The sequence below is a fragment of the Priestia sp. 3CA3 genome, assembly GCF_056836725.1.
In genome coordinates, this window is record NZ_JBXENJ010000003.1 from 286,041 (window position 1) to 301,226 (window position 15,186).

Consider the following 15,186-nt stretch of genomic DNA (forward strand, 5'->3'; position numbering starts at 1 on the left):
ATGATTAAAGTTTATTATTCCTATGTTTTTTATAAGTTTTATATCCAAGGAGGAGTTTCAATGTCTGCTAAGAAACCATTTCGTCCTGAAACACAAGCCATCCATTCTGGTCAACAGCTTGACCCAGCTACTTTTTCACGTGCCGTACCTATTTATCAAACAAGCTCATTTGGATTTAAAGATACGGAGCATGCTGCGTCTTTATTTAATTTAAGTGAACAAGGCTATATCTACACTCGAATTGTAAACCCTACTACGGACGTTTTTGAACAGCGAATTGCTGAGTTAGAAGGCGGAGTTGGTGCTCTAGGAGTAGCTTCAGGTCAGTCAGCTACTACCTTTTCCATTTTGAATATCGCTTCCGCAGGAGATGAAATTGTATCAGCAAGCAGTTTATATGGGGGAACATATAACCTCTTTTCGTCTACGCTTCCTAAACTGGGCATTACCGTCAAATTTGTAAACGCCGATAATCCAGAAAATTTTAGAAGTGCAATCACTTCCAAAACAAAGGCAATTTATGCTGAATCCGTTGGAAATCCACAGGGAAATGTGCTAGACATCGAGGCAGTTGCAGACATTGCCCACGAACATGGAATTCCTCTTATTATTGATAATACTGTTCCAAGCCCTTACCTTCTTCGTCCCATCGATTTTGGAGCAGATATTGTCGTTCATTCTGCTACTAAGTTTCTTGGAGGGCATGGAACAGCAATTGGCGGTGTTATCGTAGACAGTGGAAAATTTGATTGGGAAGCGAGCGGAAAATTTCCAGACTTAACGACTCCAGATCCAAGTTATCATGGCCTCGTATACACAGAAGCTGCCGGTGAAGCTGCTTATATTACAAAAGCGCGCGTTCAGCTTTTACGAGATATTGGAGCTGCTTTATCACCTTTTAATTCCTTTTTACTTCTTCAAGGAGTAGAAACACTCCATCTGCGATTAGAGCGTCACAGCGAAAACGCATTAAAGGTAGCGAAATTTTTAGAGCAGCATGAATTAGTAGAATGGGTAAATTATGCGGGGCTTCCTTCCCACCCTTCCTATTCTTTGGCACAAAAATATTTGCCTAAAGGACAAGGAGCCATTTTAACCTTTGGTGTCAGGGGAGGAAAAAACGCTGCGGCTAAGTTAATTGATTCGGTTCAGTTATTTTCTCATTTAGCCAATATTGGCGACTCTAAATCACTCATTATTCACCCGGCAAGCACCACTCATCAACAGCTATCTGAAGACGAACAAAAAGCTTCGGGTGTGACGCCAGAACTCATTCGTCTGTCGGTTGGAACAGAAGCAATCGACGACCTTCTTGAAGATTTAGATTATGCCTTAAAAGCCAGCCAAAAAGTGAATACAACTGTTTAAAAGCTGTGGTTTTCCACAGCTTTTTTTATATCGCCCAATAACTTTTTATACTTTCGCTTATGCTACAATAAACAAAACGAATGAAAAAGGAGTTACTATGAACACGTTCAATTCAATACCTGCCATTACATTTACAGACGTTCATAAAACATTTAAAGATAAAGAACATAGTGTTTTAAAAGGCATATCGGGTACAGTGATGCAAGGCTCGCTCGTCATGATGGTAGGACCATCAGGATCCGGAAAAAGCACCCTTCTTTCCATGTGCAATTTACTTTCTGCACCTGATGAAGGAAGTATTGAAGTATATGGAAAAGACATTAGCAAATGGAATATTTCTGATTTGCGAAAAAAAGTGGGCATCGCTTTTCAATCAGCTCCTGTTATTGATGGAACAGTGCGAGATAATATGATGCTTGTTCAAAAGCTGCACGGCAAACAGGATATTATGCCTGAAGAACTCTGTGCCTTAACCGGTCTTTCCCCTGACTTGTTAGGGCAGGATGCAAGAGATTTATCCGGTGGTCAAAGACAAAGGTTATCATTAGCGCGCACGCTGTCGAACGGATCTGACCTTTTGCTTTTAGACGAAATCACTTCCGCTTTGGATGCCACTTCTGCTCATGAAATTGAACAGCTGATTTCTCATTTACATAAAGAACAGAATAAAACGATTATTTGGGTTACCCATAATTTAGAACAAGCCAAACGTTTAGGAGAGGAAGTCTGGCTTTTAATGAACGGAGTGATTGTAGAAAAAGCGAAGACGGAGACCTTTTTTCATGCTCCTGTAAAAGCTGAAACAAAACAATTTATTGAAGGAGCCTTTCTATGAGTTCACTTTCACTGATTTTTACCATCGTTTTTGTTTTTATTGCTCTTTTTTTATCAAAATCTTTTCGTATAGGACTCGAGAAAGATATAATCATTGCCAGTATTCGAGCAGCCGTTCAGCTGTTAGTGATCGGATATGTTTTATCTTTTATTTTTGACGCGAATCACCCAGCTTTTATGATTCTCATTTTATTCGTGATGCTGACGGTCGCTTCCCAAAATGTTGTAAAGAAAAAAAAGCAGGGATTTAAAGCTTTCTTTCGTGTATTTGTCACTCTTTTTATTGTAGAAACCCTGACCCAAAGCGTTATGCTGGGCCTACATATTATCCCTGCTACTCCGCGATATGTCATTCCTGTCAGCGGTATGATTATTGGAAATTCGATGATTTTGGCCAATTTATTTTTAAATCGGTTAGACGCTGAAGTAAATAGAAGGCGAGACGAAATTCAATTGATTCTGGCGCTTGGCGGAACTCCTAAACAAGCTATTCATAGTATTTTAAATGTCGCAATCAAAGCTAGCATGATTCCTACTGTAGAAAGCCAAAAAACAATTGGACTCGTTCAGCTTCCCGGCATGATGACAGGCCAGATTATTGGAGGGGCAGATCCGATACAAGCAGTCAAATTCCAGCTGCTCATCGTTTTTACTATCCTAGCCTCTGCTACGCTTTCCTGCGTCATCTTAAGCCGCTTAACATATCCTACCCTTTTTAATAGCTATCATCAGCTTATCCGTGAACATACATAAAAAAGAAGAAAGGAGACTCCTTTCTTCTTTTTTATTGAGCAGCTTTTTTTAATCTTGTTCCTACGTCACTTCCAAAGGTCACTCCTAAATCACCGAGCCATCTTCTATAGGCAATACTCAGTCGGTCCGGATTCAAATGAAGCTCTGCTTGTAAGTCAAGCGGCAGCTCTTCGGGTTTTTGACTTTCTACAATGCTCGTATCTTGTTCAATAATAAGCTGCTGAAAATCACGGAAATATTGATCATGTGCATCAAACGAATAGTTTCTAGAAACCAATGCAAACACAGTCGACTTTCTTTCCTCTTCAGGTAAAACCGCAAACAGCATCGAAAAGATTTCACCCGTTTCATAGTTCACTTTTTTCAACCTTGCAACGGCAGGACGAAGAATTTCAAAAGTATAATAAATAGTCGCAAAGTTACCCGTACCATCTGCATCTGCGTACACAGCGATTTCGTCAGAAATGTATCGGTTATCTTTCCAATGTACCTTATAATCAGGAATTTCGGCGTAATCCGAGTGTCCAAGGCTTCCTTCGTGAACAAAAGCCAAATGGCTTACATCTAGAAAGTTTTCTACGACACGAGGAGCTGCTGCCTGCAGAGTATGAGGGTTGGCGCAAACCGTTTTAAATCCGGAGTTAAGGTATTCGTCATACTGAGGAAGAGGAATATCACTTGCCTCGCTGTTCATCTTCACCCATATAATCCCATACTTTTCAACGCAATCATATACCTGTGCTTTTGCTTTTGAAGGAATCGCTCTTCCCGGCGGCTGTTGAGGAATTTTCACACAAGCCCCGGCACCATCGTATTTCCATCCGTGATAAGGGCACACAATGCAATCATCTACTACTTTCCCAAGAGATAACGCTGCACCGCGATGGATGCACAAATCTTTAAATGCTTTAATGGCATTAGTTGTGCGAAACAGCGCAACTCGCTCTTCTAAAATCGTTACTTGCAAGGGCTGATCTGTTAAATCATGTGAATAAGCTGCAGGCAGCCATTCCTTAGCCAATACTAAATCTTTAATCATCTGCATCGCCTCCGTACGATAAGTGAATTTATTTCTTGTTTATAAAAAAAACCGCAGAAATAGAAGGAGTTCTTCTAATTCCGCAGCTTTTTCGTTCCGTAAAACAGACTATAAGCGCGCGAAGATTCTACATAATTGCAGATAGAGAGACCTTAGCACTTCATCTACAATAACAATACGTATTCATCGCTATTTTTTTAATCTCAATACCTAACCCTTGCATATTGAATAAAAAGCGGCCAGCCGCTAAAAGCTTTTCTGTCCACTGATTTCTCTTATTTTTACTTTATCAATTTCCCACTCAAAAATCTCTTGCTTTGTAAGCATCTCTCACATAATTTTTTCGGTTAAACGAATAAAAGCTGCGGTTTTTAAAACCGCAGCTTTCTTTATCATGAGCTCATATAACTGGCTGTATATTTTTTCGTCTGTTTTTGTATTTCTTGATTTAAATGTTTGAAAAATGAGAGCGTTTCTTCATAATCCGTCGCTTTTTCATGAAACTTCAATGTAAGATTTTCTTCAAACAACGTTTCTCCTTGATGACCAACCGCTTTTAGCTGAACATCTGTAACAATACCTTGCGAAATCGAACATAATAAATAATTAAAGCAATGAACCGGAACGATATGCATCAGATGGAAATCATCAATAGTTCTATCACTTTTTGTTTTCTTAAATTCCACAGTGAGTTCTTCCGGATGAATAAACACATTTATATGCTGTTTGGACAAACAAGTAGGATTCATTTTTTGTGTATACTCACAAAATTCCAGTCCAATAAATACAGAATTCTCGGAGTCAGCTTCAATGAAGATTTGCGAATTTTTTACCATTGTCCTCGTCCTCCATATTCAATCTAGTTACCCCACCACTAGCACTTGTTTGTAGAATATTACCAGTTCTTCTCTATTTTATCACTGATTTTTCTCAGTGCCTATTTAACAGACGGAAGTTCTCTTTAAAAGAGAAGGAACTGACAGGCAGTTCTTTATGTGAGAAGAATGAACAAAAGACACCTCTTTTGTTTTATTGAGGTGTCTTTTGGTATCATCAGCCTGTGTTACGCAATCCTGCTGCAATGCCGTTAATCGTTAATAATGCTTCTTTTAAAAGTTCTTCATTTAACGTTTCAGCCTCATCTTCACGCAGCTTGGAAATAACCTTAACTTGCAAGAAGGTTAGAGGGTCCACATACGGATTTCGTAATTTAATAGATTCTTTAATCGTAGGAAGATGATCCATTAATTCTTTTTGCCCGGTGATTTGAAGAATCATTTCTTTCGTAACATTATACTCTTTTTTAATAGCGGTAAAAATCCTCTCTGAAATAACCGGATCTTGTACCATTTCTGTGTATTCTTTTGCTGCCATTAAATCTGCTTTTGTTAAAGCCATTTGCAGGTTATCGACGGTCGAGCGGAAAAATGGCCATTCTTTATACATTTGTTGAAGAAGCTGTATATCTCCGGATTTCTCTACTAAATGCTGTAAGCCCGTACCTGCAGCGTACCAGGCTGGAAGCAGCTGTCTGCTTTGCGTCCATGCAAATACCCATGGAATTGCTCGCAAGTCTTCAAAGCGATCACTTCCTTTTCGACTCATTGGACGTGACCCAATATTTAAAGCCCCGAGCTCAGGAAGAGGTGTAGCTTGTTTAAAGTAGGTTAAAAAATCTGCATCGTTGAAAACAAGCTCTTGATACTTACGTAACGAAGCAGTTGAAATCTCGTCCATTGTTTCTTCCCATTCATGTGTACGAATATCACATTGTTCAGCTTCTTGAGAAACATTTGCTGCCGCTGTAAGAAGAGCTGAGACCGCTTGTTCAAGGCTTCGGTAAGCAATGTCATATAAAGAGTATCTAGAAGAAAGAACTTCTCCTTGCTCTGTAATTTTAACACCGTCTCCTAGCGTCTCAACAGGCTGAGATAAAATGCTTCGGTTTAACGGGCCTCCTCCTCGGCCTAGTGAGCCTCCTCGGCCATGGAAAAACTTCAGACGAACTTGATACTTCCTCGCCATATCGTGAATTTCCTGCTGCGCTTTGTAGAGCTTCCAATTAGCGGTAAGCGTTCCGCCATCTTTGCTTCCATCTGAGTAGCCAAGCATGATTTCCTGCAAATCCTTCTGTTTTCTTAAGTGCTCTCGATAAAAATCTAATTGAAATAGCTGTTCCATAATCTTAGGACCTGCTGTGAGATCATCGATCGTTTCAAGCAGCGGAGCTATATTTAACTTGCTTTCAATGCGGCCATCTGCATGAAGGCGGTAAATACCCGCTTCTTTGGCAAGTACCATGACTTCTAACAAATCACTTGCAGACTGCGTCATACTGATTAAGTAGACTTCAATGGATCTTTCTCCAAATTCTTTATGTGCTCGATGTATCATGTTAAATACTTCAATTACTTGCTGCGTTTCTTTAGAGTAATTCTCTACAAACGATAGCACAGGTCTTGGGTCTTGAAGAACTTTCCCTAGCAGCTCAACTTTTTTCTCTTCTGTTAACGCTGAATAATCTTCAGCTAAAGAAACAGCATGGAAAATTTCTTTGATTGCCGCTTCGTGTTCTCCGCTGTGATTACGGATATCAAGCGTTGCTAAATGAAATCCAAACAGCTCAACTTGGCGAATTAATTTACACAAGCTTTTCAGCTGATAATCTTGAGGCTGATGCTTTTGCAAGCTATCTTTGATGAGAAACAAATCTTGTAAAAGTTCTTCCGACCTTTGATAACCTGCTTCCGACTCTCCAACTAAATTTAATTTATGAAGCATAATCGTAAGCTTGCAGCGATATACTTCGTGTTTGATTCTCCATCGCTTTTTCTCAGGCAGCAGCGATATTTCTTGATTAATAGAATCAAGAAGATTATCTGAAACTGCGACTCTTTTTGTAGACTGACTTAACCTTTGTCTCAATTGAGTAAGCGACTCTTTATATTTACGAATAGCTAACTTCCTTTGTTTGACAAGCGTTTGCCACGTTACTTTAGGAGTTACGTTTGGATTTCCATCTCGGTCTCCGCCAATCCATGAACCAAATCGAAGAATATTAGGCACTTTCCAATTTTCTTCGGGGTAATTCTCCTGCAATGAATTTTCCAATTCCTGATGAAGTTGAGGAAGCACTTCAAATAACGTTTCATCAAAATAATATAATCCATTGGATACTTCATCCATTACGGTTGGCTTGCGATCTCGCAGTTCATTTGTTTGCCATAAAATTAACACTTCGCTAAACAGTCTTTCTTCAATTTCTGTACGTTCACGTTTTGTTAACGTTGAATTATCCAAGTTTTTCAGAAGCTCAGCCATTCGTTTATGAATATCAAGGACACTTCGTCTAGTGGCTTCTGTTGGATGTGCCGTGATGATAAGCTCAAGTGATAAAGTTTGAAGCAAGTTAGCAATTACATCTGGCGCCACGCCATTATTTTTAAGCGAAACAACGGCGCTTTCCAATGAACCCGGCTGCATAATAGAATCTTCTTGCTGCTGATATTCCCGTCTGCGACGAATTCGATGATTTTGCTCTGCAATATTAACTAAATGAAAATAAACGGCAAATGCCCGAATAACCTGCGCGCGCATCGGCTGTTCAAGAGTAACGATTTCATTTTTTATTTCTTTATAGATGGCTTCATCTTTGTTTTCTCTAAGTGATTTTGCCACTTCGCGTATTTTTTCTACTTTGTTGAGCAGTTCTTCTCCACCTTGGTGAACCAGAACTTTCCCTAACAATTGACCGAGAAATTTTACATCACGGCGCAGGGCAGTGCTGCTGTTTTGTCTTTCTGCTGCTTCTACTGTTACCATTAGACACGACACCTTTCTTTATAAATGTTGTACTTTTTAAACTTTTTAGAAAATTATATTAAATTCATATTACCATGAACGAAAATAAATTTCATATAATTTTGTTTCCTCCTCTCGATTAGGAGGAAAGATTCATCAAATATAAAAAAGAGGATGAGGCATAACGAAATGAATCCAATCCTAAGACGAACAAATGGGATACATAAGCTGAACCGCTTGTGACACCGCAGTTGATTGGAAGACTTCACCTCTCCTTTCAATCAACTGCTAGAAAGAACGAAACAGCTGAAACCTACGTTCACCATAACAAAAAAAACGAACCACTAATCAAACGTGTTGATCAGTGGTTCGTTTTTCACTTGAGCTAAAATACTTTTCAGCCTCTCTTTTATGCTACCAAGGTTGTCCTAAATCCAACACTGAGGCTAGTTCATTGCTTTTTTTACGCACTTGTTTACGTGTGGCAGCACGATCTGCCCCCGTTTGAAACAGATATTTTTCTTCTTCTGTTTCTGGAATAAGCTCCGGTACTGCGCGGGGCTTTCCATCATCATCCATTGCCACAAAAGTTAAAAATGATGTAGCTGCAATTTGACGCTCCCCGGTTTTTAAATTTTCTTTAATCACTTTCACAAACACTTCCATGGATGAACGACCTGTCCATGATACGTATGACTCCAAACATACAGAATCCTGAGGCGTAATAGGGTGCAGAAAGTGAATAGAGTCTGCTGAAGCCGTCACACACTCTGTACGACTGTGACGATAAGCTGAAATGGACGCAATCATATCAATATCACTCATTAATTTTCCGCCAAATAACGTATTGTGATTATTAATATCATTAGGGAAAATGCGGCTCGTTCGAACGGCCTTTGTATCTTTACAATAATTTGCTTTCATTAGTAAGAACCTCCATTGATGCCTATCATAATAAGAATAAAAGAATGAATGAACCTATACTAGCATATTTCGATAAATTTAGCTTTACAAAAAACTCGTTGATTTATTTACAGAAAACAAAAAAGAGGTTGAGACATAACGAAATAAATCCAATTGAAAGACGAACAAATGAGATACATGAGCTGGACTGCTTATGACACCGCAATTGATTTCCGTGCAAGGCTTCGCTTTCCGCGGGCGGGCGCTGAGCCTCCTCGTCGCTTTCGCTCCTGCGGGGTCTCACCTGTTCCGCTTTTCCCGCAGGAGTCTTCGCCTTGCCCTCCAATCAACTGCTAGAAGGAACGAAACAAATAAAACGATATGCACCATCGCAAAAAACGAACCACTCATCAAACAGATTGATGAATGGTTCGTTTTTTACTTGGGCTCAACTATTTTTGTCCTAGCCTCCTTTTTGTCTATCGAATGTAGCTCGATCCAAACGTTTTACCTAAAGAGTCACTGTATAGGTCACTTGACTTCACAGTCCATTTCCCATCTTCTTTCACCATAAAAATTCGTAGCGGACGACTTCCTTCTTTCGTTTCTAATTCATTTACAATATCTTTGAATTTAGAAGCCGCAAACTCTTCAGAGTGTTTTGTATCGTAATCTTTTGTTTCATCTGTATATGCTCTCTTAAGCTGCGATACGTATGAATATAAGTCTGATAAATTAACAGTAGTGTACTCCACTTCTACTACAGCTTTATTATTTGCATTGGCAATCACATTTGTCTTTACGCTTGCTTTTTCTTTCAAAACATCTTTATACATGTTAAAAAAATCTTTTTTTGCTTTATCGGTTAAACTATTAGAAAACGCACCTTTTAATTCCTCATTAAACGCTTTTTTCTGTTCTTCTATGACAGCTGTTTTGTCCGCTGTTACGTATTTATCATAATCTACATTTTCTTTGTTTAAGTAAAGAACTTCCGTGTAAGCTTGCAGAGCTTTTTCTGGGTCTTGCAGCTTATTATAGCTTTTCGCGTATTTCTTCGTATCCAGTGTTAATGTTACTTCGTCAATTTCTTCATCATAATCAGATGATTTTGGCTGAAGCCCAATTTTGTACTTTTTATCTTTTTTGACTTCAAAGACGAACATTAATTTTTTTTGCTTCCCAGCGCCAATCTTGTCAGATGAACTGCTTTCTAGTCCAAGTTCCCTACTGTTCACTCCCGTTTTTGGAGATAATTGTTCATCTCCTTCATATAAATACACACCGTCGTAATCCGATAAAGATATACTGTTTTTGGATACATTTTTCACTTTTAAATCAACTTTCAACAGCTCCTTTTCTTCACTTGTAGCTCCTTCATCACTATCTACTAAAATATAAGAAGCGCTGTCAATAGATGCTTCAATCGCCTTATTTTTAGCTGAAGTGGATCCTCCCGTTTCCTTAGAACTGTTACAAGCCGCTAATACTAGCATAAGTACAAAAACCAAAGCCAAAACATTCATTTTTTTCACAGCTGTCCAATCCCCTTTATTTTGTTTTTTTAGAACTTTATCCCAAATAAAGGTTCCCTCTGTGTAAATCCTTAAACCTTAAAATCTATGTTTTTTACAATATTTTGATAAAAACTAAGTCTAAATTCTCCATTCATCTAAATAAAAACACGAGCACCGGCTCGTGTTTTTTATTTAGATTTAAAATTTTCTTGATTGATTTGTTCAGCTTCTTTCATATATCGGTTAGATTTGCTACTTTTAATTCCCCAGTAATAAAAGGCTAATGATACGCAAGCAATCACTAGCATATCCCATCCGAAAGGTAAAATATTTTTGCCTCCGAATTTTTCGCTTCCTATGTAGGAAATAAAAATCATGCACGCTAAATAGATAAGCATCCAAGCCCCGGTTAAAAATTCTTTTTTAAAGCCCACCCATTTATTTTTCGCTTGGTAATAAAAATAAACTGGCAGGCCAATTGCCATAATAAAAATCACTTCACCTGTAAGTGGCCACCTTGCCCAGTAAAGCGTCAAAGAAGCAAAAACGAAGCCGCATGGCGCAATAACTGATGCCCCTTTTAAATAAAATGGACGGTAAAAGTGTGAAGCCGTTTTTCTTAATGTTATAAGCGCTACAGGGCCCATAATATAGGAGATAAGCGTCGCTACTGAGATCACTTCTGCTAAGACACCCCATCCTCTAAATAAAAAGAGAAACAAAAAGCAGGCTGCTAAATTTAGCCACATAGCTGGGCGCGGGACATTGTAAAGTGGATGAAGAGTACCAAATATCTTTGGCAAATATCCATTTTGCTGCATCCCGTATAACATTCTAGAAGTCGTTGCCGTATATGTAGCACCTGTGCCGGAAGGAGAAACAAATGCATCTGCGTATAACACAATTGTTAGCCAGTTAATTCCAAGCGCAATCGCTAAATCAGCAAAAGGAGAATTAAAATTCAAATGATTCCATCCATCCGCAATTGATGACGGACTTACTGCTCCGATAAAAACAATTTGTAATATAATGTATACAATTCCAGCAATAAAAATTGAACCAATTACAGCTACCGGAATCGATTTATTAGGTGACTTTGCTTCTCCTGCCATATTTACAGGACTTTGAAACCCATTAAATGCAAACACGATACCTGATGTTGCCACTGCCGTTAAAACACTCGCCCATCCGTAAGGTGCTACCCCATGCTCACTTGAAAAGTTCCCGCTATGAAAACCAGCAAAAAATAAAGCCCCTGCCGTTAAACCAGGAATAATTAATTTAACAATCGTAATAAATGAGTTTGCTTTAGCAAAGAGATTTACCGTCCAATAGTTCACAAAAAAGTAAATGAATAATAACAGAGACGCAACTGCCAACCCCTTGGACGTTAAAATGCCATTGTCTACTAATTCATGAGTCCAGCGAGCCCATTTCCACGGCCAAGTACTCATATATTGCACAGATGCAATAGCCTCCACTGTTATCGTTGAAGCGATTGAAATCCAGTTAGCCCAAGCAGCCAAAAATCCAATAAATGATCCGTGTGAATACTGAGGATATTTAACCATCCCCCCTGCTTGCGGAAACATCGCGCCCAGTTCAGCGTACGATAGGGCAATGGTCAAAATAACTACCATTCCAATAACCCATGAAAAAATAGCCGCGGGTCCTGCAATTTGAGCTGCTTTCCATGCTCCAAACAGCCATCCTGAACCGATAATCGAACCTATGCCTGTCATGGTTAAAGCAAATGTTCCCATCTTCCTTTGCATATTGCTCATCCAAATCTACTCCTCTTCCCTAGGAAAATAAAAAAAACACTTGCGAAATTTTCTCAAGTGTTTGCCCAGGCGCGCGGCTTATACGCTATATGCTCCCCCATGGTCATCCATGTTGCGCCAGTCACATATAGGAATATATTTTTTATCAGTATATAACATTCATTACTATTACTCAATACACAAAAATGTTTACATTACTTTTACAAAAGTAATGAATTATTCGTAAAATTCCGAATAAATCTTCTTAAAATCTCTTCCTAATTACAAAAAACAACTAAAACTCTAACCTTGCTTATTATTTGATTCTTTTACTTCACGAGCATATCATCTTCTAAAAATTATATTAATATATATTATTCATTTACAAAATACGAATTAACATCTATATATCCATAGAATTCTTGCACTAGCCCCTTTACTTATATACAATATGAAGAAAAGATACTAAAGTAAACTGCCCACCACTTAGCTACGCTTGAAGTGGGAGACTTCTTTTGGGAAAACGTTAACACCTACATATCATGCACTTCGCAACGAATGAAGTACTTCGAGCAAACTTCTCTGTTTACGCAAGCAAAAAACAGGGAAAATTACGAAAAAAGATTGTTAGAGGGATGCTTATGAATTATGCAAATGTAAAAGTTCTTTATTTTGATGACGACGGAACCATTCCAAATCACCCTCGTCTTCCAGTTTTGTTGTATGAACACGTATTTATTAGTAAGAAAGAGAAAGTAGAGAGCATTTTTAATTCTCACAACTGGAAAAACAGCTGGGTAGGCGGCATATATGATTTTCACCATTACCACAGCAATTCTCATGAAGCACTAGGTGTAATTAGCGGATCTGCACGCTTAAAACTAGGTGGACATATGGGAGAAAATATCGTGGTGCATGCTGGGGATGTACTCGTACTCCCTGCAGGTACAGGACATATGCGTCTGCAGTCAACTGCTGATTTTAAAGTGGTTGGAGCTTATCCAGAGGGCATGGATTACAACTTACGAACAGGAAAACAAACGGATCGCCCTCACGTATTTGATGAAATTGCACAAGTACCTATTCCTACAACAGATCCTGTTTATGGCGACAAAGGACCATTGACAGAGTGGTGGAACTAGACAAGCACTTATTGTCTAGTTTTTTTATTTGCTCGTTTTTATAGCTTCCATAAATCTATATTTGAACATACAAATTCTTTTTCTTTAATGCAATAGCAATATACTTTATCTCATCGAGAAAACTACCTTTCTTCTTTTCCGTTCTTTTTTTGTTTCAAAGGCAACTGCGCTTAGGTTCTCCCCTGCTTTTTTCTTCCCTAATCATTTCAAATATCTTCTTCTCATACCCTTTTTTTGTTTTTCTAAAAAAATTTTCGTAATTTATAACGAAATTTTCAAAAAACTTATTGCTTTACTATGTCAGACTTGCTATCATAGTGAACATTGTTAGATAAATTTTAGAGGAGGAGTAAAAAATGAACAGAAAATTCATAATATTTATTTTATTCATCATTCCGTTTATTGCTCAATTCGCTTTTTTACCTTTTGTAAATAACATTCATCCAATTATTTTTGGGTTACCTATTTTGCATTTATGGTTATTTTTATGGGTCTTCTTAACGCCTGTGTGTACATTTATCATTTATCGTTTACAAAAATCTTGGGGGGACATTGAATAATGCAAGGAAATTTAACCGCACTTTTAATCACATCAGCAATTGTTCTTGTCGTTATCGCCATTGGCTTTATAGCAGGACGTGACAAATCATCTAGAAGCTCCGTTGAAGAGTGGGCTGTAGGGGGAAGACGTTTTGGAAGCCTGCTCGTCTGGCTTTTAGTAGGAGCAGATTTATATACTGCTTATACATTCCTAGGTCTTACAAGTACAGCTTATCAAGGAGGAAGCATCGCATTTTTTGCCATTCCTTACTCTGTTTTAGCCTTTTTAATTTCATACTTTTTTCTTCCAAAACTTTGGACTGTTGCTAAAAAGCACAAACTTACTACACTTGCTGATTATGCTAGAGAACGTTTTAGCAGTAAATTTCTCTCCTCTTTAATTGCCATAGTAGGTGTATTGATGCTTATTCCATATATCGATCTTCAGCTTAGCGGTATTCAAGATACTCTTCGCGTTGCAGGAACTGGCTACATTAATGTAAAAGCTGTCGTTATTCTTTCATTCTTTCTTGTGGCTCTTTATACTTTTTTCAGCGGAATTAAAGGTCCCACTTATACGGCAATTATTAAAGATATTTTAGTATGGGCGATTATGTTATTTATGGTTGTTTCTCTGCCAATTATGCATTTTGGAAGTTGGGGCAACATGATTGACAATGTTGCAAAGGATGCACCTCAGCTATTAACGATCCCAACACAAGGACCTAAGGGCATTCCATGGTTTATTACAGCATCACTCGTATCTGCTTTAGCTTTATTCATGTGGGCCCACGCTGCTACAGGTGTTTTCACTGCTAAAAGTGCAGATTCGCTTCGTAAAAATGCTGTCTTCTTACCTCTTTACAATATTGTTTTAATTCTAGTGATCTTCTTAGGGTTTATTGCTTATCAAGTATTACCTCAAGATACAACGGATCCTAGATTAGCATTATTAACCTTGATTCAATATTCATATGGTGGCATTGGCCAAGGGTTAGCTTATGCAACGATTGCTCTTGCTTCATTAATTCCATGTTCTATCATGGCGATCGGAGCGTCTAACTTATTTGCAAATAATATATTTAGAGATTTAATTAATCCAAATGTACAGGGTAAAACATTAACAATGGTTACTCGTTCTATGGTTTTTGTTGTTATTGGACTGGCACTTTTATTCGGTTTATTATTCCCACAAGCACTTGTTTCCCTACAGTTACTAGGGGTATCCGGCATGGTACAAATCTTCCCGGCTATTGTTATCAGCCTGTTTTGGAGAAATCAATCGAAAGAAAGTACGATTGCTGGATTAGTAGTAGGGCTGGTTGTAACGTTTACCGTTCATGCCACAGGAAATTCATTTGGCCTTTATGAAGGGTTCTGGGGATTATTATCTAACCTACTCGTAGTTTTTATTTTAAATCCAATCTTTGCTGCAAAAACCAAAGCAGCAACAAATGGCGTGAAAGAAACATTATTTTCTCAAGGCACTACGCAAACTGAATTAAAGAAAAACGCATAAAAAAAGT

Annotated in this window: 13 protein-coding genes and 1 riboswitch; of the genes, 6 read left to right on the top strand and 7 right to left on the bottom strand. The window is 38.3% G+C overall.

Annotated elements, in window-relative coordinates:
* Positions 1–60: 60 nt before the first annotated feature.
* The 3 genes from AC1VNJ_RS10825 (at position 61) to AC1VNJ_RS10835 (ending at position 2,955) form a co-directional block, all read left to right on the top strand.
* Positions 61–1,368 (top strand): homocysteine synthase, encoded by a 1,308-nt coding sequence (locus tag AC1VNJ_RS10825; RefSeq protein ID WP_482640791.1) that lies wholly within the window; start codon positions 61–63, stop codon positions 1,366–1,368.
* A gap of 97 nt (positions 1,369–1,465) precedes the next feature.
* Positions 1,466–2,203: an ABC transporter ATP-binding protein gene (locus AC1VNJ_RS10830; protein ID WP_048020062.1), complete on the top strand. Its 738-nt coding sequence runs from the start codon at positions 1,466–1,468 to the stop codon at positions 2,201–2,203.
* On the top strand, positions 2,200–2,955 hold the full coding sequence (locus AC1VNJ_RS10835) for an ABC transporter permease (RefSeq protein ID WP_482640792.1): 756 nt from the start codon (positions 2,200–2,202) through the stop codon (positions 2,953–2,955). The genes AC1VNJ_RS10830 and AC1VNJ_RS10835 overlap by 4 nt, the downstream gene beginning before the upstream one ends.
* A gap of 31 nt (positions 2,956–2,986) precedes the next feature.
* Here the strand turns inward: AC1VNJ_RS10835 and AC1VNJ_RS10840 are convergent, their stop codons facing one another.
* The 7 genes from AC1VNJ_RS10840 to AC1VNJ_RS10870 form a co-directional block, all read right to left on the bottom strand.
* A complete protein-coding gene (locus AC1VNJ_RS10840) occupies positions 2,987–3,994 on the bottom strand; it encodes an aromatic ring-hydroxylating dioxygenase subunit alpha (RefSeq protein WP_482640793.1) in 1,008 nt (335 codons plus the stop codon).
* 392 nt (positions 3,995–4,386) lie between these two features.
* Entirely contained in the window at positions 4,387–4,830 is a 444-nt protein-coding gene (locus AC1VNJ_RS10845) for a hypothetical protein (protein WP_014461480.1), read from the bottom strand.
* A gap of 217 nt (positions 4,831–5,047) precedes the next feature.
* Positions 5,048–7,816, bottom strand: a complete 2,769-nt coding sequence (gene ppc / locus AC1VNJ_RS10850; protein ID WP_311265051.1) for a phosphoenolpyruvate carboxylase — start codon at positions 7,814–7,816, stop codon at positions 5,048–5,050.
* A gap of 393 nt (positions 7,817–8,209) precedes the next feature.
* Positions 8,210–8,719 (bottom strand): acyl-CoA thioesterase, encoded by a 510-nt coding sequence (locus tag AC1VNJ_RS10855; RefSeq protein WP_013055518.1) that lies wholly within the window; start codon positions 8,717–8,719, stop codon positions 8,210–8,212.
* 191 nt (positions 8,720–8,910) lie between these two features.
* On the bottom strand, positions 8,911–9,048 hold the full coding sequence (locus AC1VNJ_RS10860; protein ID WP_167387308.1) for a hypothetical protein: 138 nt from the start codon (positions 9,046–9,048) through the stop codon (positions 8,911–8,913).
* Between the two features lie 129 nt (positions 9,049–9,177).
* Positions 9,178–10,224, bottom strand: a complete 1,047-nt coding sequence (locus AC1VNJ_RS10865) for a DUF5105 domain-containing protein (RefSeq protein ID WP_249886955.1) — start codon at positions 10,222–10,224, stop codon at positions 9,178–9,180.
* Between the two features lie 179 nt (positions 10,225–10,403).
* The gene (locus AC1VNJ_RS10870; protein WP_482640794.1) at positions 10,404–11,999 is read right to left on the bottom strand and encodes an APC family permease; all 1,596 of its coding nucleotides are present in this window, start codon (positions 11,997–11,999) and stop codon (positions 10,404–10,406) included.
* 56 nt (positions 12,000–12,055) lie between these two features.
* A riboswitch (ZMP/ZTP riboswitch) is annotated at positions 12,056–12,134 on the bottom strand.
* A gap of 386 nt (positions 12,135–12,520) precedes the next feature.
* Here AC1VNJ_RS10870 and AC1VNJ_RS10875 point away from each other — a divergent pair.
* The 3 genes from AC1VNJ_RS10875 (at position 12,521) to AC1VNJ_RS10885 (ending at position 15,179) form a co-directional block, all read left to right on the top strand.
* Entirely contained in the window at positions 12,521–13,120 is a 600-nt protein-coding gene (locus tag AC1VNJ_RS10875; protein WP_080754378.1) for a cupin domain-containing protein, read from the top strand.
* Positions 13,121–13,476: 356 nt separating this feature from the next.
* On the top strand, positions 13,477–13,680 hold the full coding sequence (locus AC1VNJ_RS10880; RefSeq protein ID WP_033578104.1) for a DUF3311 domain-containing protein: 204 nt from the start codon (positions 13,477–13,479) through the stop codon (positions 13,678–13,680).
* On the top strand, positions 13,680–15,179 hold the full coding sequence (locus AC1VNJ_RS10885) for a sodium:solute symporter family protein (protein ID WP_033578103.1): 1,500 nt from the start codon (positions 13,680–13,682) through the stop codon (positions 15,177–15,179). The genes AC1VNJ_RS10880 and AC1VNJ_RS10885 overlap by 1 nt, the downstream gene beginning before the upstream one ends.
* Positions 15,180–15,186 lie beyond the last annotated feature (7 nt).